20 protein-coding genes are annotated in these 21,043 nt (G+C 59.4%); 15 read left to right on the forward strand and 5 right to left on the reverse strand.

The window, feature by feature from the left end; translation table 11 throughout:
• Positions 1-48 precede the first annotated feature (48 nt).
• The 12 genes from C7H10_RS09695 (at position 49) to C7H10_RS09750 (ending at position 9,743) form a co-directional block, all read left to right on the forward strand.
• On the forward strand, positions 49-558 hold the full coding sequence (locus C7H10_RS09695) for a hypothetical protein (RefSeq protein ID WP_208622820.1): 510 nt from the start codon (positions 49-51) through the stop codon (positions 556-558).
• A gap of 24 nt (positions 559-582) precedes the next feature.
• The gene (locus C7H10_RS09700) at positions 583-1,902 is read left to right on the forward strand and encodes a ferredoxin reductase family protein (protein WP_106694703.1); all 1,320 of its coding nucleotides are present in this window, start codon (positions 583-585) and stop codon (positions 1,900-1,902) included.
• A complete protein-coding gene (locus tag C7H10_RS09705; protein WP_058092659.1) occupies positions 1,899-2,732 on the forward strand; it encodes a cytochrome b5 domain-containing protein in 834 nt (277 codons plus the stop codon). The genes C7H10_RS09700 and C7H10_RS09705 overlap by 4 nt, the downstream gene beginning before the upstream one ends.
• 139 nt (positions 2,733-2,871) lie before the next feature.
• Complete coding sequence (locus C7H10_RS09710) at positions 2,872-3,387, forward strand: Na+/H+ antiporter subunit E (RefSeq protein ID WP_106694704.1); 516 nt, start codon at positions 2,872-2,874, stop codon at positions 3,385-3,387.
• Complete coding sequence (locus tag C7H10_RS09715; RefSeq protein ID WP_072676421.1) at positions 3,384-3,674, forward strand: MrpF/PhaF family protein; 291 nt, start codon at positions 3,384-3,386, stop codon at positions 3,672-3,674. The genes C7H10_RS09710 and C7H10_RS09715 overlap by 4 nt, the downstream gene beginning before the upstream one ends.
• On the forward strand, positions 3,667-3,987 hold the full coding sequence (locus tag C7H10_RS09720) for a cation:proton antiporter (RefSeq protein ID WP_106694705.1): 321 nt from the start codon (positions 3,667-3,669) through the stop codon (positions 3,985-3,987). Before C7H10_RS09715 ends, C7H10_RS09720 begins: the two co-directional genes overlap by 8 nt.
• Complete coding sequence (locus tag C7H10_RS09725) at positions 3,980-4,264, forward strand: Na(+)/H(+) antiporter subunit B (protein ID WP_072676423.1); 285 nt, start codon at positions 3,980-3,982, stop codon at positions 4,262-4,264. The genes C7H10_RS09720 and C7H10_RS09725 overlap by 8 nt, the downstream gene beginning before the upstream one ends.
• Entirely contained in the window at positions 4,261-4,962 is a 702-nt protein-coding gene (locus tag C7H10_RS09730) for an MnhB domain-containing protein (protein ID WP_106694706.1), read from the forward strand. The genes C7H10_RS09725 and C7H10_RS09730 overlap by 4 nt, the downstream gene beginning before the upstream one ends.
• Complete coding sequence (locus tag C7H10_RS09735) at positions 4,959-5,309, forward strand: cation:proton antiporter subunit C (RefSeq protein WP_106694707.1); 351 nt, start codon at positions 4,959-4,961, stop codon at positions 5,307-5,309. Before C7H10_RS09730 ends, C7H10_RS09735 begins: the two co-directional genes overlap by 4 nt.
• Positions 5,306-6,772 (forward strand): complex I subunit 5 family protein, encoded by a 1,467-nt coding sequence (locus C7H10_RS09740; RefSeq protein WP_208622821.1) that lies wholly within the window; start codon positions 5,306-5,308, stop codon positions 6,770-6,772. The genes C7H10_RS09735 and C7H10_RS09740 overlap by 4 nt, the downstream gene beginning before the upstream one ends.
• The gene (locus tag C7H10_RS09745) at positions 6,769-8,265 is read left to right on the forward strand and encodes a complex I subunit 5 family protein (protein ID WP_106694708.1); all 1,497 of its coding nucleotides are present in this window, start codon (positions 6,769-6,771) and stop codon (positions 8,263-8,265) included. The genes C7H10_RS09740 and C7H10_RS09745 overlap by 4 nt, the downstream gene beginning before the upstream one ends.
• The gene (locus C7H10_RS09750; protein WP_106694709.1) at positions 8,265-9,743 is read left to right on the forward strand and encodes a complex I subunit 5 family protein; all 1,479 of its coding nucleotides are present in this window, start codon (positions 8,265-8,267) and stop codon (positions 9,741-9,743) included. Before C7H10_RS09745 ends, C7H10_RS09750 begins: the two co-directional genes overlap by 1 nt.
• On the opposite strand, the gene C7H10_RS09755 is transcribed toward C7H10_RS09750, so the two are convergent.
• Complete coding sequence (locus C7H10_RS09755) at positions 9,726-11,246, reverse strand: FAD-binding domain-containing protein (RefSeq protein WP_106694710.1); 1,521 nt, start codon at positions 11,244-11,246, stop codon at positions 9,726-9,728. The genes C7H10_RS09750 and C7H10_RS09755 overlap by 18 nt on opposite strands.
• Complete coding sequence (locus tag C7H10_RS09760; protein WP_106694711.1) at positions 11,243-11,386, reverse strand: DUF2256 domain-containing protein; 144 nt, start codon at positions 11,384-11,386, stop codon at positions 11,243-11,245. Before C7H10_RS09760 ends, C7H10_RS09755 begins: the two co-directional genes overlap by 4 nt.
• 69 nt (positions 11,387-11,455) lie before the next feature.
• Between C7H10_RS09760 and C7H10_RS09765 the strand changes: the two genes are divergently transcribed.
• Positions 11,456-13,144 carry an HAD family hydrolase gene (locus C7H10_RS09765; protein ID WP_106694712.1) on the forward strand — a complete coding sequence of 563 codons (1,689 nt, stop codon included), beginning with the start codon at positions 11,456-11,458 and terminating at the stop codon, positions 13,142-13,144.
• Between the two features lie 5 nt (positions 13,145-13,149).
• Here the strand turns inward: C7H10_RS09765 and C7H10_RS09770 are convergent, their stop codons facing one another.
• Both C7H10_RS09770 and C7H10_RS09775 read right to left on the reverse strand, forming a co-directional pair.
• On the reverse strand, positions 13,150-14,304 hold the full coding sequence (locus tag C7H10_RS09770; RefSeq protein WP_208622822.1) for a type 2 periplasmic-binding domain-containing protein: 1,155 nt from the start codon (positions 14,302-14,304) through the stop codon (positions 13,150-13,152).
• Between the two features lie 237 nt (positions 14,305-14,541).
• Positions 14,542-16,074: a cryptochrome/photolyase family protein gene (locus C7H10_RS09775; RefSeq protein ID WP_106694713.1), complete on the reverse strand. Its 1,533-nt coding sequence runs from the start codon at positions 16,072-16,074 to the stop codon at positions 14,542-14,544.
• Between the two features lie 183 nt (positions 16,075-16,257).
• Here C7H10_RS09775 and hemN point away from each other — a divergent pair, with 183 nt between their 5' ends.
• Positions 16,258-17,667: an oxygen-independent coproporphyrinogen III oxidase gene (gene hemN, locus C7H10_RS09780; protein WP_106694714.1), complete on the forward strand. Its 1,410-nt coding sequence runs from the start codon at positions 16,258-16,260 to the stop codon at positions 17,665-17,667.
• A 69-nt stretch (positions 17,668-17,736) separates the two neighbouring features.
• Here hemN and C7H10_RS09785 read toward each other — a convergent pair whose 3' ends face one another.
• Positions 17,737-19,758 (reverse strand): methyl-accepting chemotaxis protein, encoded by a 2,022-nt coding sequence (locus C7H10_RS09785; RefSeq protein WP_106694715.1) that lies wholly within the window; start codon positions 19,756-19,758, stop codon positions 17,737-17,739.
• A gap of 283 nt (positions 19,759-20,041) precedes the next feature.
• Between C7H10_RS09785 and ubiU the strand changes: the two genes are divergently transcribed.
• Positions 20,042-21,037: a ubiquinone anaerobic biosynthesis protein UbiU gene (ubiU, locus tag C7H10_RS09790; RefSeq protein ID WP_106695152.1), complete on the forward strand. Its 996-nt coding sequence runs from the start codon at positions 20,042-20,044 to the stop codon at positions 21,035-21,037.
• The last annotated feature ends 6 nt before the right edge of the window (positions 21,038-21,043 follow it).

The following is a 21,043-nucleotide window of genomic DNA, read 5'->3' on the forward strand; positions in this document are numbered from 1 at the left end:
TCTTAACTGTAGTAGACACTCATCAACTGTGATGAAAAGGAGAATGTCATGAACAGGTTTACAAGGTTAATCGCATGTTCCGTTCTCGTTTCCGCACCCCTTCTGGTGTTTGCCCAGGGCAACTCCGGGCAAATGCCGCGGGGTGGCATGATGAACCAGGAACAGATGCAGCAGATGCAACAGAACATGTCGCAGATGCAGGAAATGATGCAGGAAATGCGCAACGCCAAGTCGGATGCGGAGCGCCAGCGTATTCGTGAGAAGCACATGGAGTCCATGCAGCAGCACATGCAGATGATGCGTGGTGGCATGATAGGGCAGGGCATGGGCCAGGGCCAAGGGCAGGGCATGATGGGGCAGCACCAGGGCCAGATGGGCGGTGGCCAGGGCATGGGTAACCAGCCGAAAGGTCAGTCCGGCGGCAAAGGGCCTCGTTCGGGTGGCGCGGGTATGGAGCCGGAACAGCGAATGGAAATGATGGAACAGCGCCTGGAGCATATGCAGATGATGATGGAGCAAATGCTGGAGCACCAGGCGCAGGGCCAGACAGGACGTTAAATAGCTCACTGACATGGAGCGTTTATGACCCTTAGAAAATACCCTGGCGATCTGTTGTTGCTGGGGCTCTTTTTACTGCCTGTCGTTGTTGTTGCTCCGGCGTTGCCCTGGGGCAGTCAGGGCTGGCTGTATTCGCTGGCGGAGCTAGCCGGGGTGTTTGCCCTGTCAGCGTTTCTGCTGGCGGGTATGCTGTCGGCCCGTGTTCCCGGTATGGATCCCTGGTTTGGCGGCTTGGTGCGGCTATGGACCATTCACCGTTGGCTGGGGTTCTCGGCCTTTATGCTGGTGATGGTCCATGCGCTGTTGTTGGCACTGGCCACCTTGCCGATGTCTCTTGGCACCAGTGTTGCCACGCTGTTCCCGCCCCTTAGTCATTGGGAGGTCTGGGTTGGCTGGGCCGCCTTTCTCACCATGTTGGTTTTCATCGCGCCCACGCTGGGGTTCATTGGCACTCTGCACTATCAAAACTGGAAACGCCTGCACCTGCTGTCTGCGCCGGCACTGGTGTTGGCGTTGGTGCATACCATGATGCTCTCGGCCACTGCCTGGGTCTGGTGGTTGCTCTCGGCACTGGCTCTGGCTGCCATCGCCTGGCGTAAGTTATTGTCACCCCGGCTGGCCAGGCAACCCTATGTGGTAGACGGCATCGACCAGCTTGCCCGGGATGTGGTGGAGCTACGCCTGCGCCCGAAGGGCAAGGGGATTCGCTGGCAGGCCGGGCAGTTTGTGTATCTGACACCGATGGACTCTTCCCTGGTGGCCGGGTACAGGGAAGAACACCCTTACACCATCGCCTCGGGCTCCAGGGATGATGAACTAAAAATCGGCATTAAAGCGGTCGGCGATGCCACGCGGGCGTTGCTGGACATCAAGCCGGGGGCAGAGGTGCGAATCGAAGGCCCTTACGGGACCTTTTTTGAGAATGCGGCTTTGGCACAAAAGGGTGATAGCCTGCCCGGTGAACCGCGCAAGCAACTGTGGTTGGCCGGCGGTATAGGTATTACGCCGTTTGTCTCTGGCGCACGGGACAGGGTCGGGAACGGAGCGGTTCAGGCGCCGGATACCTGTTTGTTCTATCTGGCAAACCGGCCGGAAAGGGCCTATTACCTGGACGAGCTGGTCCGCATTGCCGAGGCCTGTGATGGCTTTGAGGTTCACACGCACTACATGAACGAACACGGCGTGATCACCCGGGATTATCTGGCCGAGCGCTGCCCGGATTTCGCCGAATGGGACATCTACCTGTGCGGGCCGCCGGGCATGATCAATCACCTGCAAACCCTGCTCAGGCAGGAAGGCGTGCCTGCCCATCGCATTCACACGGAGGCGTTTGATTTCCTATGACCAGCAACCGAATTGCCTATACAGGATTTGTTGCCTTTGTCAGCGTAGTTCTGACATTGGTGGTGGTTAACCTGGTTCAGGGCAACCCCGAACCCACAGCAGGTGGTACCGCTGAGAATGCCGATGGTGAGTCGGTTTTCCGGCTCGATGATGTGGCGGAACACAATCATGCCGGCAGCTGTTGGAAGGTGATTAACGGTGTGGTGTACGACCTCACCGAGTACCTGCCGAATCACCCCACCGAGGAAGAGGTCTTCACCCGCTGGTGCGGTAAAGAGGCAACGTCGGCCTGGCTCGATAAGGGCAACGGCCGGCCCCACAGCCCTCGGGCCGCAGCCCGGCTGGAGGATTATCGGATAGGTGTGCTTGAAGGCGGCGCCCCGGCACCAGCACCGGTTGAAACCGCAGATTCGGCTACACAGCCCGCCACTGGCGATGACCGCCTTGGGCGAATGCTGTTGGGTTTGGCGCCGGGTAATTATCTTGATGGCACCTACCGTGGCAACTTTATCGACCGTGGGCTGATTCAGGTAAGCCTGCAGTTCCGGCTTGAAGGCGGGCGAATCAAGGGAATGTCCTACCGGCACCTGTTCTATCGGGATGAAGACTATTTGAAGATGGACAGTTCCGCCGAGCTTTACCCGGTTTTGCGTCAGTATCAGCAGATCACGGAGCGCCTGGAGGGCGAGCCGATGGAGGCAATTTTCCGGTTGTATGAGCCAGAGAACGTGGTGGATGATATTGACGGCTACACCGGCGCAACGCTTCGTGGAGCCAAGGTGATCAGTGCTTTTCGCGATGGTCTGAACCGGGGCGTCTACAGCTGGTAAGCCGGTAGTAGTGGGCAGGTGACTGCGCTGCCTGCGGGGCTTGTTTTCCGGCCGGCGGGCAGACTGTGTTAGGCTTTTGGGAACTTTAACAGGGAGTTAGCGAACCAAGACCCTGTTGAACCCCGGGACAGGAGACCCTATGCAGTCAGCGCCATCGTTACCCGCCCTCAGTTTGTTGCTTCGTGGCGCTGCGTTATTGGTGGTTTGGTGGGCGCTAACGCTCGGTGAAACGTCTGCCCTGGGTTTTGGCCTGGGGGTGACCGCCCTCGTGGCCTGGCTGTCGGTACGCCTGTTTCCCCCATCCGGCTATCGCCTCCAGCCCCTTGGGCTGCTGTCGTTTCTCGGTTACTTTCTCACCCGCTCGGTGGTGGCCGGGCTGGATGTCGCGCGGCGTTTGCTGTCACCGGCCTTGCCGGTTCACCCGGGTGAAATCACCCTGACCCTTCACTTGCCCGAGGGCAGCCCTCGCTGGCTGCTGGCCAACACCCTGTCCCTTATGCCCGGCACCCTGAGCGCTTTGCTTGAGGGCGATCAATTGACTCTGCACTGCCTGGATACCCGAGAGCCAGTAGAGCAGGACGTGCGGGAGACTGAGCGGCAGGTGGCGCGGGTTTTCGGGCTCTCCCTGAACGACATCGGGAGGGCGGTGCAGTGACCCTGATACTCAATGCCGTTGCGGCCTTCCTGTTGCTGACCCTGTTGATTGCCCTGATCCGCATCTGGCGGGGGCCGGAACCGGCGGACCGGATGTTGGCGTCACAACTGTTTGGCACAACCGGCGTGGCCCTGTTACTGGTGCTGTCCTATGCCCAATCCATGCCCGCACTGATGGATGTGGCGCTGACACTGGCGGTGTTGTCGGTACTCGCGATCGTGGCGTTTGTGACCCGGGTGGTGCGCATCGAACAGCCCGTGGATGATGACGGAGGCCGCCATGATTGATTCTGCCGTGATTGCGGTTCAGGTGGTGTTGTTGGTTCTTGGTTGTCTGTTTTTTGCCGTGGGCACCCTCGGCCTGTTCCGATTCTCCGACACCCTGACTCGTATCCATGCCCTGACCAAGGTGGACAACCTCGGGTTGGGCTTTATTGTGCTGGCGCTTTTGCCACTGGCGCCGTCGCTGGCGGGTGGCGTAAAAATGGTATTGATCTGGGCCGCAGCTCTGGCTGCCAGCGCAACGTCTGCGCACCTGATTGCCCGCGCCGTTCATGTGCGCCCGGAGCATTCCGCGGTTGAGGAGGCAGCTGATGATTGACTGGCTGGTGGACTCCATCTTGGTGCTGGCGCTGTTGTCGACCGCGATCGGGGTGTTGTGGTCTGCAAACCTGTTTCGGGCGGTGGTGATGTTTATCGCCTTTGGCCTGCTGATGGCACTGGCCTGGGTTCGCCTGCAGGCGCCGGACATTGCCCTGGCAGAAGCCGCCATCGGCGCCGGCCTGACCGGCGTGTTGCTGCTGGATGCGGCCAGACATTTGGGCTACAACCGGCGTTGCGGTGGTGAAGGCAATGACCAGGGTGGGGCGTCGGGATGAGGCGTTTTTTTGGCGTTACCGTCCTCGCCGCCGTGTGTCTGGCCTTTGCCGGTGCCCTCATGATCACGGTCTGGCACATTTCTGGTACCCAGGCGCCGGTCGACCTGCCCGGACTGCTGGTGGAGAACCTGGAGGCCAGTGGGGTAGAGCATCCGATCACCGCTGTGCTGTTGAACTTTCGCAGTTACGACACGCTGCTTGAGATCGGCGTGTTGGTCATCGCCGGGATTGCGGGTATCTCCATGGCGAAAACGACGTCCCTGGAAGATCCTCTCCTGCGCACTTCAGATTCCTTGTTGTATGCCCTGCAGCGCTGGTTTGTGCCGCTGATGCTGGTACTTGCCGGCTACCTGTTGTGGGCGGGTTCCGACCGCCCCGGGGGAGCGTTCCAGGCTGGGGCCGTGTTGGCGGCGTCGGGCGTGATGATGCGCCTTGGCGGGATCCCGATGGAGTTCCTGCGCCCTGGCGTGTTGTTGCGTTTGGGGCTGGCCCTGGGCTTTTCCGTATTCCTTCTGGTGGCGGTGGCCAGTGCCCTGGCCGGCGATGCGTTCCTGGCGTACCCGGAAGCCTTTAACAAACCCTTGATTCTGGTCATCGAAACCGTGCTGACCTTCTCCATTGCGATGGTATTGCTGGCTCTGTTTGTGTCGGCACCGGTAAACGGCGCTGAAGAGCCGGAAGAAGGGGAGCGCGGATGACCTCGGCCCTGTTGTATGCATTCGCTGGCGTTGCCTTGTGTGGTATTGGCCTGTTCGGGTTTCTGCGCCTGCAGCACCTGCTGCGCAAGTTGATGGCGTTTAACCTGATCGGTTCCGGCGTCTTCCTCATCATGGTTGGTCTCGCCCAGCGCAACGGTCAGCCAGATCCTGTGCCCCAGGCCCTGGTGCTCACGGGCATTGTGGTGGCTATTGCAGCGACGGCACTGGCCGTGGTGTTAATCCGCCGGTACTACCATTTGTCAGGCCAGACGACGCTGGCCGAGCCTGCCGCGAAGAGCTTCAGGCCCAAGGCTCGGTCTGTGAACCGGGAGGGCGCCCCCGAATGACCCTGTGGTTAATGGCGGGATTGCTGTTCACACCCCTGGCCTGGGCGGTGCTGACCCTGTTGCTGGATTTCAGCAAAGGCCGGGTGGTGACCTGGCTTGGAATCCTGGTGCAGGTGTTGGTGTCTCTGGGCTTGTGGGCCGCCGTGGCCAGCGACGGCGGGTTTCTTTACCTGCTCGGCGGTTGGCAGGCGCCCCTGGGAATTGAGCTGCGGGTGGATGGCCTGGCGGTAACCTTTGTGTTGCTGACGGCCCTGGTCGCGGCCGCTTGCGGCTGGCACGCCAGCATCTACCTGGACCCTGGCAAGCCGTGGCACCGCTATTTCTGGCCGCTGTTCTGGTTTCTGTGGGCCGGGCTGAATGCGGTCTGGTTGGGCGGCGATCTGTTCAATCTGTATGTGGGGCTGGAGCTGATCAGCCTTGCCGCCGTGGGGCTGGTGGCGTTGGGCGGCCAGGCGGATGCACTCAGGGCTGCCATTCGCTACCTGATGGCGGCTTTGCTGGGTTCCCTGGCGTACCTGCTTGGTGTGGCCCTGATCTACGGCCAGTTTGGCACCCTGTCGCTGGCAGGTGTGACCGAGCTGATCAATAGCGGTGATGTTCAGTCGGGCCTGACTTTCCCGCTGATTCTGATGCTGCTGGGCCTGGCCCTGAAAACCGCGCTGTTCCCGATGCACGGCTGGTTGCCGCCGGCCCATGGCATTGCCAAGTCGCCGGTCAGTGCGCTGTTGTCTGCGTTAGTGGTCAAAGCCTCGTTCTACATTGCAGCCAGGCTTTGGCTGGACCTGGGAGGCGACCTGGGTGGCTACGCCCTGGCTCAGTTGATAGGAGTGCTGGGTAGTTTGGCGGTTATCTGGGGTAGCTGGCTGGCGTTCCGGCAGGCCAAACTGAAACAGGTGGTTGCCTATTCCTCCGTGGCGCAGATTGGCTATCTGTTTTTGCTGTTCCCGCTCACCTGGGGCGTCACCGACGCCATATCCCAACAGGCGCAACAGGGCATTACCCTGCAGGTGGTCAGCCATGCCCTGGCCAAGGCCGCGATGTTCCTGGCGGCCGGCAATCTGATCATGTCGGTAGGCAGCAACCGGGTAGATGCCCTGGCGGGTGTCAGCCGGTTCCTGCCATTTTCGCTGTTTTCCTTCGGGCTGGCCGGGGTGTCGTTGATGGGGCTGCCGCCTACCGGGGGCTTTGCAGCGAAGTGGTTGCTCCTCCAGGCCAGCCTGGCCAGTGGCCAATGGTGGTGGCTGGGGGTTCTGCTGGCCGGCGGCTTGCTTTCTGCCGCCTATGTCTTCCGGGTTTACCGGGCGTCGTTCATTGAAGCGACAGACACGGACCAGTTCTATCACCCGTCCAGGAGCCTGGAGGTGATACCGATGATTCTGGCGTTGATGTCGCTTGGCCTTGGCCTGGTGGCGGAGCCGGTGTTGTCGGTGATGTCCCTGCCGTTTGAGGGGGCCAGCCAATGACCCTGAGTGTATTAATGCCGGTTTTCGCCTTGATGACTTCGTTGCTGGCGTCGGTGGTTCTGTTCGCGCTGCCGGAGAAAGGGCATCGTCTGAGAACCATCATTAACCTGGCAGCCGCCATTCTGAAGATTGCCCTGGTGGGTGTGATGATCTGGGGTGTGGCCCAGGGGCGCGAGTACGAGGCCGCGTTCACCATGGTACCCGGTGTGGAATTCGTGCTGAGGGCCGATGCGCTGTCAATGTTGTTTGCCGGGTTGTCTGCCCTGCTGTGGTTACTGACCACCATCTATGCTGTTGGCTATCTAGAGGACTCCCCGAACCGGAGCCGGTTCTTCGGGTTCTTCAGTCTGTGTGTGGCCAGCACCATGGGTATTGCCCTGGCGGGCAACCTGTTCACCTTCTTTCTGTTCTACGAAATGCTCACCCTCTCCACCTATCCGCTGGTGGTCCATCGTGGCACGACCAAAGCGCTGCGAGCCGGGCGTAACTACATCATCTACACCCTGACCGGTGGTGCGGTTTTGCTGTTTGCCATTGCCTGGCTGCACGGCCTTGTGGGGGATCTCAGGTTCCAGGAAGGGGGCTACTTCTCAGACATTGACCCATCCATGCAGGGGCCTCTGACGATCATTTTCGTGCTAATGATTGTCGGACTGGGGGTAAAAGCAGCCCTGGTACCATTCCACGGCTGGCTGCCCCAGGCAATGGTAGCGCCGGCACCGGTCAGTGCCCTGTTGCATGCCGTGGCGGTGGTGAAAGCTGGTGCCTTTGGCATTATCCGCGTGGTCTTTGAGATCTACGGGTTGGAAGCGGCCAAAGACATGGGGCTGCTGGCCGGGCTTTCGGTCGTGGCAGCCTTCACCATTATCTATGGCTCCACCCGTGCCTTGTACCAGGTTGACCTGAAACGTCGACTGGCGTTTTCAACGGTCAGCCAGGTGTCCTATATCGTGCTGGGGCTGTGCCTGTTCGGGCCCGTGGGCGTGGCCGGTGGCCTTGTGCATCTGGTGCATCAGGGGATCATGAAGATCACCCTGTTTTTCTGTGCTGGTAATTACGCTGAAACCCTCGGAGTGCACCGCATCGATGAACTGGACGGCGCCGGTAAACGCATGCCAGGTACCTCGGTGGCGTTTACCCTCGGGGCCTTTGGCATGATTGGCGCACCACCTTTGGCGGGGTTTATTACCAAGTGGACCATGGGCAGCGGTGCACTGGCGGTCGGTATGGATTGGGTAGTGGCGGTGCTGGTGATCAGCAGCCTGCTCAATGCGGCGTATTTTCTCCCGATACTGCACCGGCTCTGGTTTGCTGAACAGTGCGAGCCGTGGCCCCACGAGCGCCGTTGGGGGCGCCTTGAAACCAGCGCCTGGCTGCTATGGCCGCCGTTGATTACTGCCGCTCTTATGCTGGTAGCCGGGCTGATTGCCAACCTGCCATTCAGCCCCCTGAGTTGGGCTGAGTTGATTGTGGCAAGGGAGGTGGCGCTGTGATGTTTGCGTCAAACCTCTTGCTGTTGTTGGTGATTATCCTGCCGCTGGCCTCGTTGTTACTGGCGCTGCGACCCGATTGGCAGCAGGCTTATCGTTACTGTTTGCCCTTGTTGCCCTTGCCCGCCTTGTTGGCAGGCCTGACATTGGGGCCAGACGCGTCCCTTGAATTGCCGGGGCTGCTGTTAGGCGGCCGGTGGGGGCTGGATGAGCTGCGCCAGGTATTCCTGGTTCTGACGGCAACGCTTTGGCTGGTGGCCGGTGTCTTCGCCGTCGGCTATCTGAAGGTACATTACCTGCGGCGTTTCTGTGTGTTCTGGGCGCTCACCCTGGCCGGGAATCTGGGGCTGGTGATGGCCCAGGATATTGCCAGCTTCTATAGCTTCTTCGCCCTGATGACCTTTGCCGGTTATGGCCTGGTGGTGCACGAGGGAACGGGAGAGGCCAACCACGCGGGGCGCGTCTACCTGACCATGGCGGTGGTGGGTGAAATGGCCATTCTGTCGGGCCTTCTGATGGCCGCCCAGCAGGCAGGTAGTGGCTTGTTGGCCGATCTGCCTGCCGCAGTGGCGGAGGCCGACCGGCGTTGGTTGATCATGCTGCTGTTGCTATCGGGTTTTGGGGTAAAGGCGGGTTTGCCGCTTCTGCATTTCTGGTTGCCCCTGGCGCACCCGGTAGCGCCGACGCCAGCCAGTGCAGTGCTCAGTGGCGCCATGATCAAAGCCGGCCTGTTGGGCTGGCTGGTCACTTTGCCGTTTGGTGAGGTGTCTTTGCCGGGTTGGGGCAATGCGCTGGTGATCCTGGGCGCTGTCGGTTCCCTGGGTGGTGCTGTGCTGGGTGTTCGCCAGCGGCGCCCGAAAACCGTGTTGGCCTATTCCAGCATTAGCCAGATGGGCCTGATGACACTGATGGTGGGCGCAGCGCTGGCCAATACCGAGTATGCGGGCCCGCTGTTTGCGGTGATGGCGCTGTACGTGCTGCATCATGGCCTGGCCAAAGGTAGCTTGTTCCTCTCTACTGCCATGGCGTTGCCGGCGGGACGGGGTGGTCAATGGCTGTTGTGGCTGTTGATCGCATTGCCGGGGCTGTCGCTGGCGGGGCTGCCGTTTACCAGTGGCGCTGCCAGCAAGCTGGCCATGAAGGAACTGCTCAAGCCGGGCAACTTCGAGTTTGCCATGGCGCCCTACCTGCCCATGCTGATGAGCGCGGGGGCTGTGGCCACCATGCTGCTGGTATGGCGTTTTTTGTGGGTGCAGCGGGCAGCTGCCAGTGTTGGCAGCAATCCTGCGTTTATGTGTCTGGGTTGGGGCCTGGCCACGGCTGGCAGCCTGGTACTGTTCTGGTGGTTGCCCTGGCCCGGGGCCGTGCCGAATAAAGCCTGGCTAGCCACCATGGTTCATGAGGCCTGGAGCCTGTTCTGGCCCATTCTGGCGGCCACGGTTATCGCGGCGCTGGCCTGGCGTTCAGTCAAACAGCGATAGCTGGTTGTCCGGCGGCGGCTGGCTTGCCGGTTTCGGCCGTGTTTGATGCGGCCCCTTGCGGCTGCCGTGGCGGTGCAGCACCCGGCCAGTCTCTTCCCGGCTGACGTGTTGTTTTCGGAAGTCGCCCACCGCTTTGCGCGCCGCCCGGGCGGCCTGTTCGTGATCGCACACCGGCGCAATGTAAGTGTTGCCGCCGAACTTCGCTTTTTGGGCGGGCGTCATCAACCACGGGGTATGGATCATTTCTGCGGGAACCCCGGCCAGTTCCGGAATCCAGCGGCGGATAAACTCGCCGTTCGGGTCCAGCTTCTTGCTTTGCAAAACCGGATTGTAGATACGCAGAGCATTGATACCGGTCAGGCCGGATTGCATCTGGGTCTGGGAATAGTGAATGCCCGGCTCGAAATCGGTAAACAGTCGCGCCAGGTGCAGGGCAGGTTCACGCCAGTGCAACCACAGTTGGTGGCTGGCTACCGCCATCAGCATTGCCCGCATTCGGAAATTGAGCCAGCCGGTGTGTTGCAGGCTGCGCATGCAGGCATCTACCAGAGGCCAACCGGTTTGCCCTTGCTGCCAGCGCTGCAGCCGTTCGGAATCGTTCGGCCCGGTTTTCATGCCCTCCAGTTCCCGGTGCATGGCGCGGAATTCCAGCTCCGGTTCGTCTTCGAGTTTCTGGATAAAATGACAATGCCAGTGCAACCGGGAGCGAAAGCTGGTCAGGCTTTTCTGTTTCCGGGGCAGGGTATTACGGTGATGGCCGGCAGCCTTGGCCTGTTGGTATATTTCCCGGAGGCTGACCGTGCCATAGGCGATATGAGGGCTCAGCCGGGAGCAGGCGCGCACGGCGGTATTGGGGCTGGAAATATTGTACTGGTAACCCACGCAGCGGCGCTCCAGAAACGACGCCAGTAACGCTTCGCCGCGAATGCTGCCGCCGGTTTGTCGATCCGGGCACCGGTCTGCTGCGGTGGTGCCGGGTTCGATACCGCGCCAGGCTACACCCTGAATGGCGCCGGCAAACGGCACGGAGCCAGGTGCCTCAAGTACGGGCTGCCTCATCAGTTCTGTCCAGGCTTTGTCCCATATGTCCCGGTCTTTGAGCCGGCGTACCACCCCGAACTGGTTCCACTCCCTGAACTCTATCTGGTTGTCGGAGCACCACTGGATAACCGCTTTGTCGCGCTCGAAGGTCCATTGCCCGCCGGTTTCCTGATGGCAAAACACACGCTCAATGGCATGGCTTGCCTTGAGCTCTCTCAGGGCTGCGATGACGGACCCTCGCAGGACCACCAGTTGGTTGCCCGCTTTGCGCAGCTGCTTATCGAGGTCATCCAGGGAATCCTGGATAAAACACCATTGCCGCCCGCTGGTATCCGGTTGCTGCCAGTAGTCGTCTTCAATCACGTACAGTGCAATAACCGGCTCACCCAGATTGGCGGCCGCTACCAGCGGGGCGTGATCGCGGGTGCGCAAATCCCGCTTGAACCAGACCACGGTGGTCATGGCTGCAGGCTCCGGTTACGGCGGCATCGTTCGCTGCAATAGCGAACCTGGTCCCAGTCTTTTGCCCATTTCTTGCGCCAGCTGAAGGGGCGCTGGCACACCGGGCAGGTTTTCTCGGGCAAGTGTGGTTTTTTGTGCATTCGCGGTTTTTGGTTTTAACTGAATGAATGTGGGCAGATATACGTGACTGAAACGGCAAAGGTTTTGTTATGACCACACTGAACGAAGGCATTCAACCCCCCTCGGTTCTGATCTTTGACTGGCACGGTACTTTGGTGGACACCCACGATGCCATGTTCAGCGCCATGGAGGATATGTTGCCGCAGCTGGAAGATCTGGGGCTGGTGGAAAAGTTGCTGCCGGAGGAGCAATGCCGCACACAGGATGATGCCCGGCTAGTGCGTTACATCCGTATCTTCCGGCGCTTGCATCCGAGGATTTTGGCGGAGCGGCGGGTGTCCAGAACCGATATCTTCAATGCCATCTTCGGTGATAACAAAGTCGCCAAACTGGTTGCCCACGAAGCCTACAACAACGCTTACCGGAAATATTTTGGCCAGGTGAAGCCATTTCAGCCGGGTGCCTATGAGTATCTGTGTGCGCTGAAAGCCATGGGCATCAAGCTGGCGGTATCGACCAACCGCAACCGGGAGTTTCTGGACAAGGAACTTCAAACGGTGGATGAGGGCCGATGGCATCATCTGTTCGATGCAACGGTATGCGCCGATGATGTGACCGAATACAAGCCCGACCCGCAGGTGATTCTCAGAACCCTGGAGAAGTTGGGGCTGCCGGCAGATGCCCGGGCCTGGTATGTGGGCGATAGCTACGTCGATATGCTCACCTCTCACAGTGCCGGGGTGTCCGGCGTGTTCTACAACGGCGCCTGCTGGGAGTCAGACCGGATTTCGAGCTGGTTCACCTCCCGGGATGCACCGGCGGCGGTGCTCGACAGTTTTGAAGACCTTATGGATTTGCTGGCGTTGCTGGAGCGGGAACAGCCTGAGACGTTCGCCGCCAGCCCGGCGGAAGTGCGCCCGAAGCCCTTCCCGCCACCCGAACGGCCGGAGCCGCGTATTGAGCCGGATTGGCACCCGGCGGTGGTGAAGTTGATTCGCCCGGCGGTGGTGTTGTTTGACTGGCATGCCACCCTGGTGGACACCCTGGACGCCATGTACCACGCGGTGGACGATATGCTGCCGGATTTCCACACGCTGGGGCTGATGAACCGGATGGTTGCGCCGGAAGACAGCAAAACTCCGGAAGATGCCCGGCTGGTGGCCTATGTACGGGAGTACGCCAAGTTGCACCCCAAGGTAAAGGCAGACCGGAAAATCTCCCGCACCGATATTTTCGAGGTGCTGTTTGGGGAAGATCAGCAAGCCAAGCAGGTTGCCCACAAGGCGTTTAACCACCACTACCGAAAGCACTACGGCACGGTGAAGGCCTTTGAGCCGAAAGTCCGGGAAGTATTGGAGGGGTTGCGACGACTGGGCATGCAGGTGGGCGTGATCACCAACCGGGATAGGGAGTTCTTTGAGCACGAGCTGGCGGCGGTGGAAGACACCGGTTGGACCCATCTGTTCGATGTGGATGTGTGCGGTGACGACACGCCCCTGAGAAAACCGCACCCGGATCAGTTACTGCTGGCGGTGCAGAAACTGGATTACCCGCCGGACCCGAGTGTGTGGTACGTGGGAGATTCTACTACCGATGTGATTGCCGCGAAGCGGGCAGGTATGACGTCGGTGTTCTTCAACGGTGCCCAGTGGGACTTGCCCTGGCTGAACCGGATTTTTCCGGGCACTCACAAACACCCGGACAAACCGGACGTGGTGGTGAATGATTTTTCCGAGTTCTGGGCTCTGGTGCTGGCCTGTGAGCTAGGGCCGGCCTGAGGGTGTTACTCGGCTACCGGTAACTCCCTGGGGACCTGCTCAGAACGAGCCCGCGCCAGCCGTTCGTAGTTGTGTAGCGTTTTTTCGATGGCCAGCCCCATCGCCAGAATACCTTCCAGGCCGTTATTCGGCTCTTTCAGGGGGATGGGCACACTGACGATAATCTGGAACTGGCGGGTAGACGCATCGTAGCGAATGGGTGATATCCATAAATCGGATTTGCGCTCCATACCACGTTCGGTTTCAACGGCAATTTCCTGGAACTTTGGCTCGTCGCCCTGCCAGTAATCGGATGACAGCTGACTCATGGCAACCAATGCGCCCTTGTTGTCGGTCAGCAAAAGTTCCGTTACCAATCCGCCTTGCTCGTCTTGCCACTGCTTCAGGGCCTGAGATGCCGGTAGCCCGAGTATCTCAGAGGCCAAGGGTGTCGGTTGCTCAGGGGCGAGAGCCTGCCAGAGGGTGTCCTGGGTGAGAATCTCTGTGAAGCTGTCGTAGACTGGCCCCTGATGAATTGCCTGAGCCAGATTCAGACGTTGCTCCAGGTCTTGTATGAGCCCCCTGGCTTGCCCTGCTACATGCTGATACTCATCTGCAGACAGCAGCATGTGCTGCTCCATACACGCCGGCAATTGACGGTTGAATCGGGTCAGGACCCCCGGGTGTTCGCTGACAAATCGTCGGTTGAGATAGAGGTGCAGCGGGGCGTAACGAAGGAATTCCCGGTTCAGCGTTTGGCCAAGTGCCAGTGAGTCTTCGCGCAGTGTCTCCATCACCTGTTGATCCATCAGTGCAAGGTCAATTCGTTGGCGTTTCAGCAAAGCGGGTAATTGTTCGGTTGAACTGACGGTCACAAACGGCTCAAAGCCGTTCTGGATGAGCCAGACTTCTTCGTTGCTGCCACCGACAACACCGATTTTTGCAGTTGTCGGGTCAGGGCGTTGGCCAAGGTAGAACCAGTACCATTTTTCCAATGCCACCGGGTGGCTGATATCCGCTGCCTCATCCATATCGGGTGATGGATCTACGGCAAAGTAGCCATCCACGAGTTGACGCTGCAGTGCGAAGCGGGCGCGGTTCTGGGGCATCAGGCGAATGTTTACCTGCGCCCCCGCATGTTCCATGGCGCATCGAACGGTCTCGACCGTTTCCCCGGTCACCTCCGGGCCGCCTGGGATCGGGTTGGCCTGCTGGTAGGGGGGAGAGTCAAATGTATATAAACTGATTGTTTCATGGTCTGCAGCAACTGTCCACGGAATCAAGGTGAACAGTAATCCTGCTGCTATGGGCCTGATAGACATGCCGGACTCCAGCGTCCTTATTGCTGACAATTTGCCAATGGATACAGCATAGCAGTCAACCGGCTTATTTTCTCTTAGCTGTTTTTCCCAGGTAGGTTACAGTTGCTCAAGATTGGCAAGCAGCCACTCCCCGCGGCTGAGAATGGCACGGCGCCGCTCATCTGGCTGCTTATCCCAGTTCCGATACATCATGGCCATGCGCGGATTGTTGGCAAAGTCATCCCGATGGCGGTCGATAAAATGCCAGTAAAGTGCATTAAACGGGCAGGCTTTCTCTCCAGTGGCATCCTGCACCCGGTAATGGCAGTTCTGGCAGTGGTCCGACATGCGCTGGATGTATTTGCCACTGGCGGCGTAGGGTTTGGAACCCAGATAGCCGCCATCGGCGTGCATCACCATGCCCAGTGTATTAGGCAGTTCTACCCAGTCGAAGGCATCGATGTAGACCGCCAGGTACCAGTCACAGATGTCCTCCGGATGTATGCCGGTCAGCAGGGCGAAGTTGCCGGTCACCATCAGGCGCTGGATGTGATGGGCGTAGGCGTTTCTGGCGGTGGCATCAATGGCCTTGTGCATACAGCGCATGTTGGTTTCACCGGTCCAGTAGAACCAGGGCAGGCTGCGCTGGTTGTTCAGCCGGTTCTCTTTGGCGTAATCCGGCATCAGCAGCCAGTAAATGCCGCGAACAAACTCGCGCCAGCCGATGATCTGGCGGATAAACCCCTCTGCCGCGTTCAGTGGCGCCCGCCCGGAATACCACGCTTGTGCCACCGCCTGGCAAACGTCCGTCGGGTCCAGTAATCCGGTGTTCAGATAGGGGGACAGGATGGAATGGAACAACCAGTCTTCGTGGTCGGACAGCGCATCCTGATAGTCACCGAAACAGGGCAGGGCGAAGTCGATAAAGTGTTCCAGCGCTGCCTGGGCCTGGTCCGCCGTGACGGCAAAATGGAAGTCCTCTGAGGTGCCGAAATGGTCGGGAAAGTACTCCTCTACCAGCTGGATCACCTCTCGGGTAACCGAATCCGGCTCCACGCGAAACGGTGCCGGCGCGGGCGGTTTGCCGGACCATTTCTTTCGATTGTCGGAATCGAAATTCCACTGACCGCCCTCCGGTTTGCCTTCGGGTGTCATCAGCAGGCCGGTTTTCTTGCGCATTTCCCGGTAGAAAAATTCCATGCGCAGTTGTTTGCGACCCTTGGCCCAGTCGGCGAACTCCTGTTTGCGGCACACAAAGCGGGTGTCTGGCCGAATCTCCACTGGAATACCCAGGTGTTCGTGCCACTGGCTGATCTGCGAGTGCAGCCGCCATTCACCGCACTCGGTGGTGATCAGTCTCTCGGGCCTGTGCTCTGCGGCGAGCTTTGAAACGACCGCTTCCAGGGATTGTTCCGGGTTATCCGGATGGTAGTGCTGGTAATGCACGTGCCAACCTTGCTGTTCCAGTTCCCGGGCGAAGTGGCGCATGGCGCTGAAAATATATATCAGCTTTTTCTTGTGGTGATTGGTGTAGCTGGCCTCGTCATGGACTTCGGCCATCACCACCCGATCGTTGTCTTTATCTGCGTCTTCGAGTGCAGAAAGCTGGTGGCTCAGCTGGTCGCCGAGAATCAGAATCAGGTTGGCCATGGCATCGGCTCCGGTGTTGGCATTATCCCAAAGGGGTAGGCTGAATACGCCATGGGCGCAAGGGTGGTTCAGTGGCTATGCTGATAGACTCCAGATGATACGCATCAACTGATGCTCGGGGCCGATAGGGCATAATGGGCGCTTTCCGGCTTGCCGACCTTTTCTGACGACAGAGTTTTAACTATGGCTTCCAACAACGCTGCAGAAAACAACCTGCCCGCCTTCATCTGGGATGAGGCACTACTTCGCCGTTACGACCTCAGTGGGCCTCGCTATACGTCTTACCCCACGGCGGTCGAGTTCACCCAGAAGTACGGCATCGAAGACATGGTGAAAGCGGCCGGCCGCAGCAAGGCTGCCGGTGGCCCCATTTCCTTGTACACGCACCTGCCGTTCTGTGCACATCTCTGTTACTACTGTGCCTGCAACAAGGTGATCACCAAAAAGCGCGATAAGGCTATGCCTTATGTGGAGCGTGTTCTGAAAGAAGCCGCCATCCAGTCAAAACTGTTCGGGGCGGACCGCCCGGTGCAACAGTTGCATTGGGGCGGCGGCACGCCAACGTTCTTGCCCCGGGATGTGATGCAGCACCTGATGGCCGGATACGCTGATCTGTTTAACCTGCAGTCTGGCGATGAGCGGGATTACAGCGTCGAGATTGACCCTCGGGAAGTGGACCAGGATACCCTGTCGACCCTGTGGGAGCTGGGCTTTAATCGCATCAGCCTCGGCGTTCAGGACGTAAACCCGGAAGTGCAAAAGGCGGTTAACCGTATTCAGCCCAAGGACATGACCGAGGCGGTTTTGAACGAAGCCCGTCGCATTGGTTTCCGTTCCATTAACCTGGACCTGATCTACGGCCTGCCGTACCAGACCCCGGAAAGTTTTGCACAAACCCTGGAATCGGTGATCGAGATGTCCCCGGACAGGCTCTCCGTGTTCAGCTACGCGCACCTGCCGGACCGCTTCTACCCGCAAACCCGGATTCAGGCCGACACTCTGCCAAGCCCGCAGCAGAAGCTGACCATTCTGCATAACACCATCAACCGCCTGCTGGAAGCCGGTTACGAATACATCGGCATGGACCACTTCGCCAAGCCGGACGACAGCCTGGCCGTGGCCCAGCGGGAAGGCCGGCTGCACCGGAACTTCCAGGGCTACACCACGCATTCGGATTGCGATTTGGTGTCTCTGGGAGTGTCTGCCATCGGCCAGACTGACGATGCCTATTTCCAGAACAACCATGATTTGCCGTCCTGGGAAGCTTCCATTGATGCGGGGCAACTGGCGATCGTTCGTGGCGTGGGCCTGAGCCGGGATGACCGGATTCGCCGGTGGGTGATCGGCCAGCTGATTTGCCAGTTCCGCCTGGATCGCAAACAGTTTGCAGACAAATGGAACGAGGACTTCGATCGGTACGTCGCGGATGAACTGAACCGCCTGAAGCCGATGATCCAGGACGAACTGATTGGCGACGATGGCGGTGCACTTCAGGTGCAGCCCGCCGGCCGGTTGCTGATTCGGGCCATCTGCCAGATCTTCGATATGTACCGCAAGGAAGGTGCCAGCCAGCGGTTCTCGCGGATTATCTGACCGGGTTTGCTGTAAACAGAACCAACAAGGGCTGCCAAATGGCAGCCCTTGTTGGTTTGACTCGATGAATTAGCTAGCCACTTTGAACTCGTTGGCCAGATCCTGAAGCTTGCGGGCCAGTCTGGCCTGCTCTTGAGTCACCTGATTAATCTCCTGTGATCCGGTCAGCGTCAGAATGGCCGCTTCGCTGACCGTCTCCATACTGCCTGCCAGTTCACGTGTCACCGCGACTTGCTGTTCCGATGCAGTGGCAATCTGGGTGGCCATGTCGGAGATGCTATTTACGTCCGTCAGGATGTCCGCGAAGGTTTTTTCCATCTCAGAGGCCTGTTCGCTGGTCTGGTTGGCGAGCTTGTGGCTGGCAACAATGGATCGGCTGGCGCTGTCGGTAATGTTCTTGAAGCCGTTGATGATTTCTTCAATCTGGGTAGTCGATTCATGAGTTTGTTGGGCCAGGGTCCGTACCTCATCGGCCACCACTGCAAAGCCCCGGCCATGCTCGCCAGCTCGTGCCGCCTCGATGGCAGCATTCAGAGCCAGCAGGTTGGTCTGGTCCGCCACTTTACGGATGACATCCACTACTTCACTGATGGTGCCGCTGCGTTCCTCCAGCTCTTCGATCACCTGATTTACTTCCTGAACCGATTGCGCCAGGGTGCGGATTTGCTTAACGCTTGAGTGCAGCACCTGCTCACCGGTCCGGCTCTTGTCCATGGCGCTGTTGGAAGCGTCTGCAACCTGTTGGGTGTTCTGGGAGATTTCCTCCGAGGTGGCGGACATTTCTTCGGTGGCGGCCGCTACCTGCTCAATCTGCTGTTGCTGGTTCTTGATCTGGCCGGAATTCTGGCCCGCGGTGGAGCTGGTTTCTTCGGTGGCGGTGGCCAGTTGCACGCTGGCCTTATCGATCTGCATCAGGGCTTCGCTGAACCGGCCGAAAAGTTCGTTGACCGCCTTGGCAATAGTGCCGGTTTCGTCCTGGCTGGACACCGGGATATGCCGTGTCAGGTCTTTGTTGTCCATGGCATAGCGCACGCCAGACAACAATGCGGCTACCTGGTTATGGATGGCGTGGATGATCACCAGCATCAGCAAGATCACGATAATGATGGCACCGCCTGCAATCGTAGAGGCGCCAATAAGTGCCTTGCGGGCATCACCTACCGCTTCGGTAGCCGCGGCTTCCACTTGGGCCAGCATCTGGCTGCGGATACGGTTGATGGCTTCAATTCGTCTGGTTGCTGCGGTGAACCACTCGCCGGGGTCCAGGGCATACATGCCAGACGGACTGCTCAGCAGGGTTTCACGCTGGCTCCGGAACTCGCGGCTTACCGGCAGGTTTGCCAGCTGTGTGATGTCTCCCCGCAGTTCCGAATCGCCCGGCAACATACTGATGGCCGAATTCAGGTAGGCATCCTGCTGACCGCGCATGCCGGTTACCCGCCCGAGCGTTGGCAGGTCAAAGTCCCCGGATCGAATGAGCGCCGCGCCGTTAGCGCGCTCCCGCCCGGCCATTTCCACAGCTCCCGCCAATGCAAAATAGCCGTTGATCTGGCGGCTCAGGTCGGCGTCCGTTGAGCGGCGCACCAGCAGGGGAACCCGGTCAACCATTTCCATGATCATCGTGGTGTACTGGCTGGCAGAGTCGGCACTATTGATGTTGCGGTTGTCGATGCCCTGGCGAAGCCGGCCAAGGCCAGACAGTTGCTGTTCAAGGCGGTCAATACTGGCTTTGATCACGCCATCAAATTCGGTGTCAGACACCAGGACTCGGAGCCCGTCGCGATAGGTTCGAAGGCTTCGGTCTGTATCCTGGCGCTGGGCATCCAGGTCGCGCTTTGACTGTTGCTCGCCGCTGGAACCTGCCGCACTCGACAGCAGAACGGCCGAGCGGCCGCGCTCCTTTTGCAGGGACTCAATCAAAGGATCAGCCAGCTCTGCCAGGTTCACCATGGCCTGCAACTGGCGCATGTTGCCCAGCTCATCCGCGTTACGGCTGATACTGAAAGCGGCAAAGAAAACGATGACCAGCAGGGCCGGAAGCACGAGGGTAATGAGCTTGCCCCGCATGGAGAGGTTATTAAGGAATGACATGGAAGATCCCCTTCACTAAATTAATTCGTCCATTGTGGGCAAGTGTAGCAGCCGAGGGTATTCACGAATCGGGGTAGCTGATGGGGTAGGTTGGGCTTTGTAAGTGCCTGTAAAGTAATGCTATCTGTATGGCCTGGTTAGAAAAAATGATCCTGTACGGGCAACTGCGTAGAGTACTGCTTTTGGGGTAGAAGGCGGTTATCGCCCGCTCCGCTGACAAAGGTCAAGGTGCCTTAGTGGCTTGGCGGGTATGGTGCCGGCACGTCTTTCAGCGGAGAAAACCATGGAACTTGTCTGCCCCGCCGGTAGCCTTCCCGCACTGAAAACCGCCGTCGATAACGGCGCCGATGCGGTGTACTTCGGCTTTCGCGACAGCACCAATGCCCGCCAGTTTGCTGGTCTGAACTTCAACGAAAAGCGCGCAGGGGAGGGCATTGAATACGCCCACTCCAAGGGCAGCCGGGTATTCTGTGCCATCAATACCTATCCGCAGCCTGATGGCTGGGAACAATGGAAGGGTGCGGTGGACTGCGCCGCGAACCTGGGTGTGGACGCCATCATCCTGGCCGATATGGGCCTGCTGGAGTACGCCGCCAGCAAATATCCGGACACCCCTCGCCATTTGTCGGTACAGGGCTCTGCCACCAGCCACGAAGCCCTCTCGTTCTATAAAGACAATTTCGATATCCGCCGGGCGGTTCTGCCCCGTGTACTGTCCATTGATCAGGTGAGGGGCGTTGCCAAACACAGCCCGGTGGAGCTGGAAGTGTTCGCCTTCGGCAGTCTGTGCATTATGGCGGAGGGCCGTTGTTATCTGTCTTCCTATCTCACCGATGAGTCTCCCAACACACGAGGCGCCTGCTCGCCCGCCAAAGCCGTGCGCTGGCAGGAAACCCCGCAAGGTCTCGAATCCCGCCTGAACGATGTCTTGATCGACCGTTATGGCCAGGGCGAGTCGGCCGGTTACCCGACCCTGTGCAAGGGCCGCTTTGAAGTGGAGGGCAGTGTCTATCATGCCATTGAAGAGCCGGTCAGCCTCAATACCCTGGACCTGCTGCCAGAGCTAAAAGAGCTGGGTATCAGCGCGGTGAAGATCGAGGGGCGCCAACGCAGCCCCGCCTACATTGCCGACGTGGCCCGCACCTGGCGCCAGGCACTGGATCGGCTGGAAGCAACACCGGGCGTGTTTTCTGTAGAGAGCCAGTGGAATCAGACGCTGGCCGGGCTGTCCGAGGGTGGCCTGACCACCATTGGCGCCTATCACCGCAAGTGGAAATAAGGTTCA

It is taken from the genome of Marinobacter shengliensis, from assembly GCF_003007715.1.
GTDB lineage: Bacteria > Pseudomonadota > Gammaproteobacteria > Pseudomonadales > Oleiphilaceae > Marinobacter > Marinobacter shengliensis.

Bases quoted from the DNA above. Each gene is read 5' to 3' on its own strand.
- C7H10_RS09695 (WP_208622820.1), top strand. From the start codon at position 49: ATGAACAGGTTTACAAGGTTAATCGCATGTTCCGTTCTCGTTTCCGCA.
- C7H10_RS09700 (WP_106694703.1), top strand. From the start codon at position 583: ATGACCCTTAGAAAATACCCTGGCGATCTGTTGTTGCTGGGGCTCTTT.
- C7H10_RS09705 (WP_058092659.1), top strand. From the start codon at position 1,899: ATGACCAGCAACCGAATTGCCTATACAGGATTTGTTGCCTTTGTCAGC.
- C7H10_RS09710 (WP_106694704.1), top strand. From the start codon at position 2,872: ATGCAGTCAGCGCCATCGTTACCCGCCCTCAGTTTGTTGCTTCGTGGC.
- C7H10_RS09720 (WP_106694705.1), top strand. From the start codon at position 3,667: ATGATTGATTCTGCCGTGATTGCGGTTCAGGTGGTGTTGTTGGTTCTT.
- C7H10_RS09725 (WP_072676423.1), top strand. From the start codon at position 3,980: ATGATTGACTGGCTGGTGGACTCCATCTTGGTGCTGGCGCTGTTGTCG.
- C7H10_RS09730 (WP_106694706.1), top strand. From the start codon at position 4,261: ATGAGGCGTTTTTTTGGCGTTACCGTCCTCGCCGCCGTGTGTCTGGCC.
- C7H10_RS09735 (WP_106694707.1), top strand. From the start codon at position 4,959: ATGACCTCGGCCCTGTTGTATGCATTCGCTGGCGTTGCCTTGTGTGGT.
- C7H10_RS09740 (WP_208622821.1), top strand. From the start codon at position 5,306: ATGACCCTGTGGTTAATGGCGGGATTGCTGTTCACACCCCTGGCCTGG.
- C7H10_RS09745 (WP_106694708.1), top strand. From the start codon at position 6,769: ATGACCCTGAGTGTATTAATGCCGGTTTTCGCCTTGATGACTTCGTTG.
- C7H10_RS09750 (WP_106694709.1), top strand. From the start codon at position 8,265: ATGTTTGCGTCAAACCTCTTGCTGTTGTTGGTGATTATCCTGCCGCTG.
- C7H10_RS09755 (WP_106694710.1), bottom strand. From the start codon at position 11,246: ATGACCACCGTGGTCTGGTTCAAGCGGGATTTGCGCACCCGCGATCAC.
- C7H10_RS09760 (WP_106694711.1), bottom strand. From the start codon at position 11,386: ATGCACAAAAAACCACACTTGCCCGAGAAAACCTGCCCGGTGTGCCAG.
- C7H10_RS09765 (WP_106694712.1), top strand. From the start codon at position 11,456: ATGACCACACTGAACGAAGGCATTCAACCCCCCTCGGTTCTGATCTTT.
- C7H10_RS09775 (WP_106694713.1), bottom strand. From the start codon at position 16,074: ATGGCCAACCTGATTCTGATTCTCGGCGACCAGCTGAGCCACCAGCTT.
- hemN (WP_106694714.1), top strand. From the start codon at position 16,258: ATGGCTTCCAACAACGCTGCAGAAAACAACCTGCCCGCCTTCATCTGG.
- C7H10_RS09785 (WP_106694715.1), bottom strand. From the start codon at position 19,758: ATGTCATTCCTTAATAACCTCTCCATGCGGGGCAAGCTCATTACCCTC.
- ubiU (WP_106695152.1), top strand. From the start codon at position 20,042: ATGGAACTTGTCTGCCCCGCCGGTAGCCTTCCCGCACTGAAAACCGCC.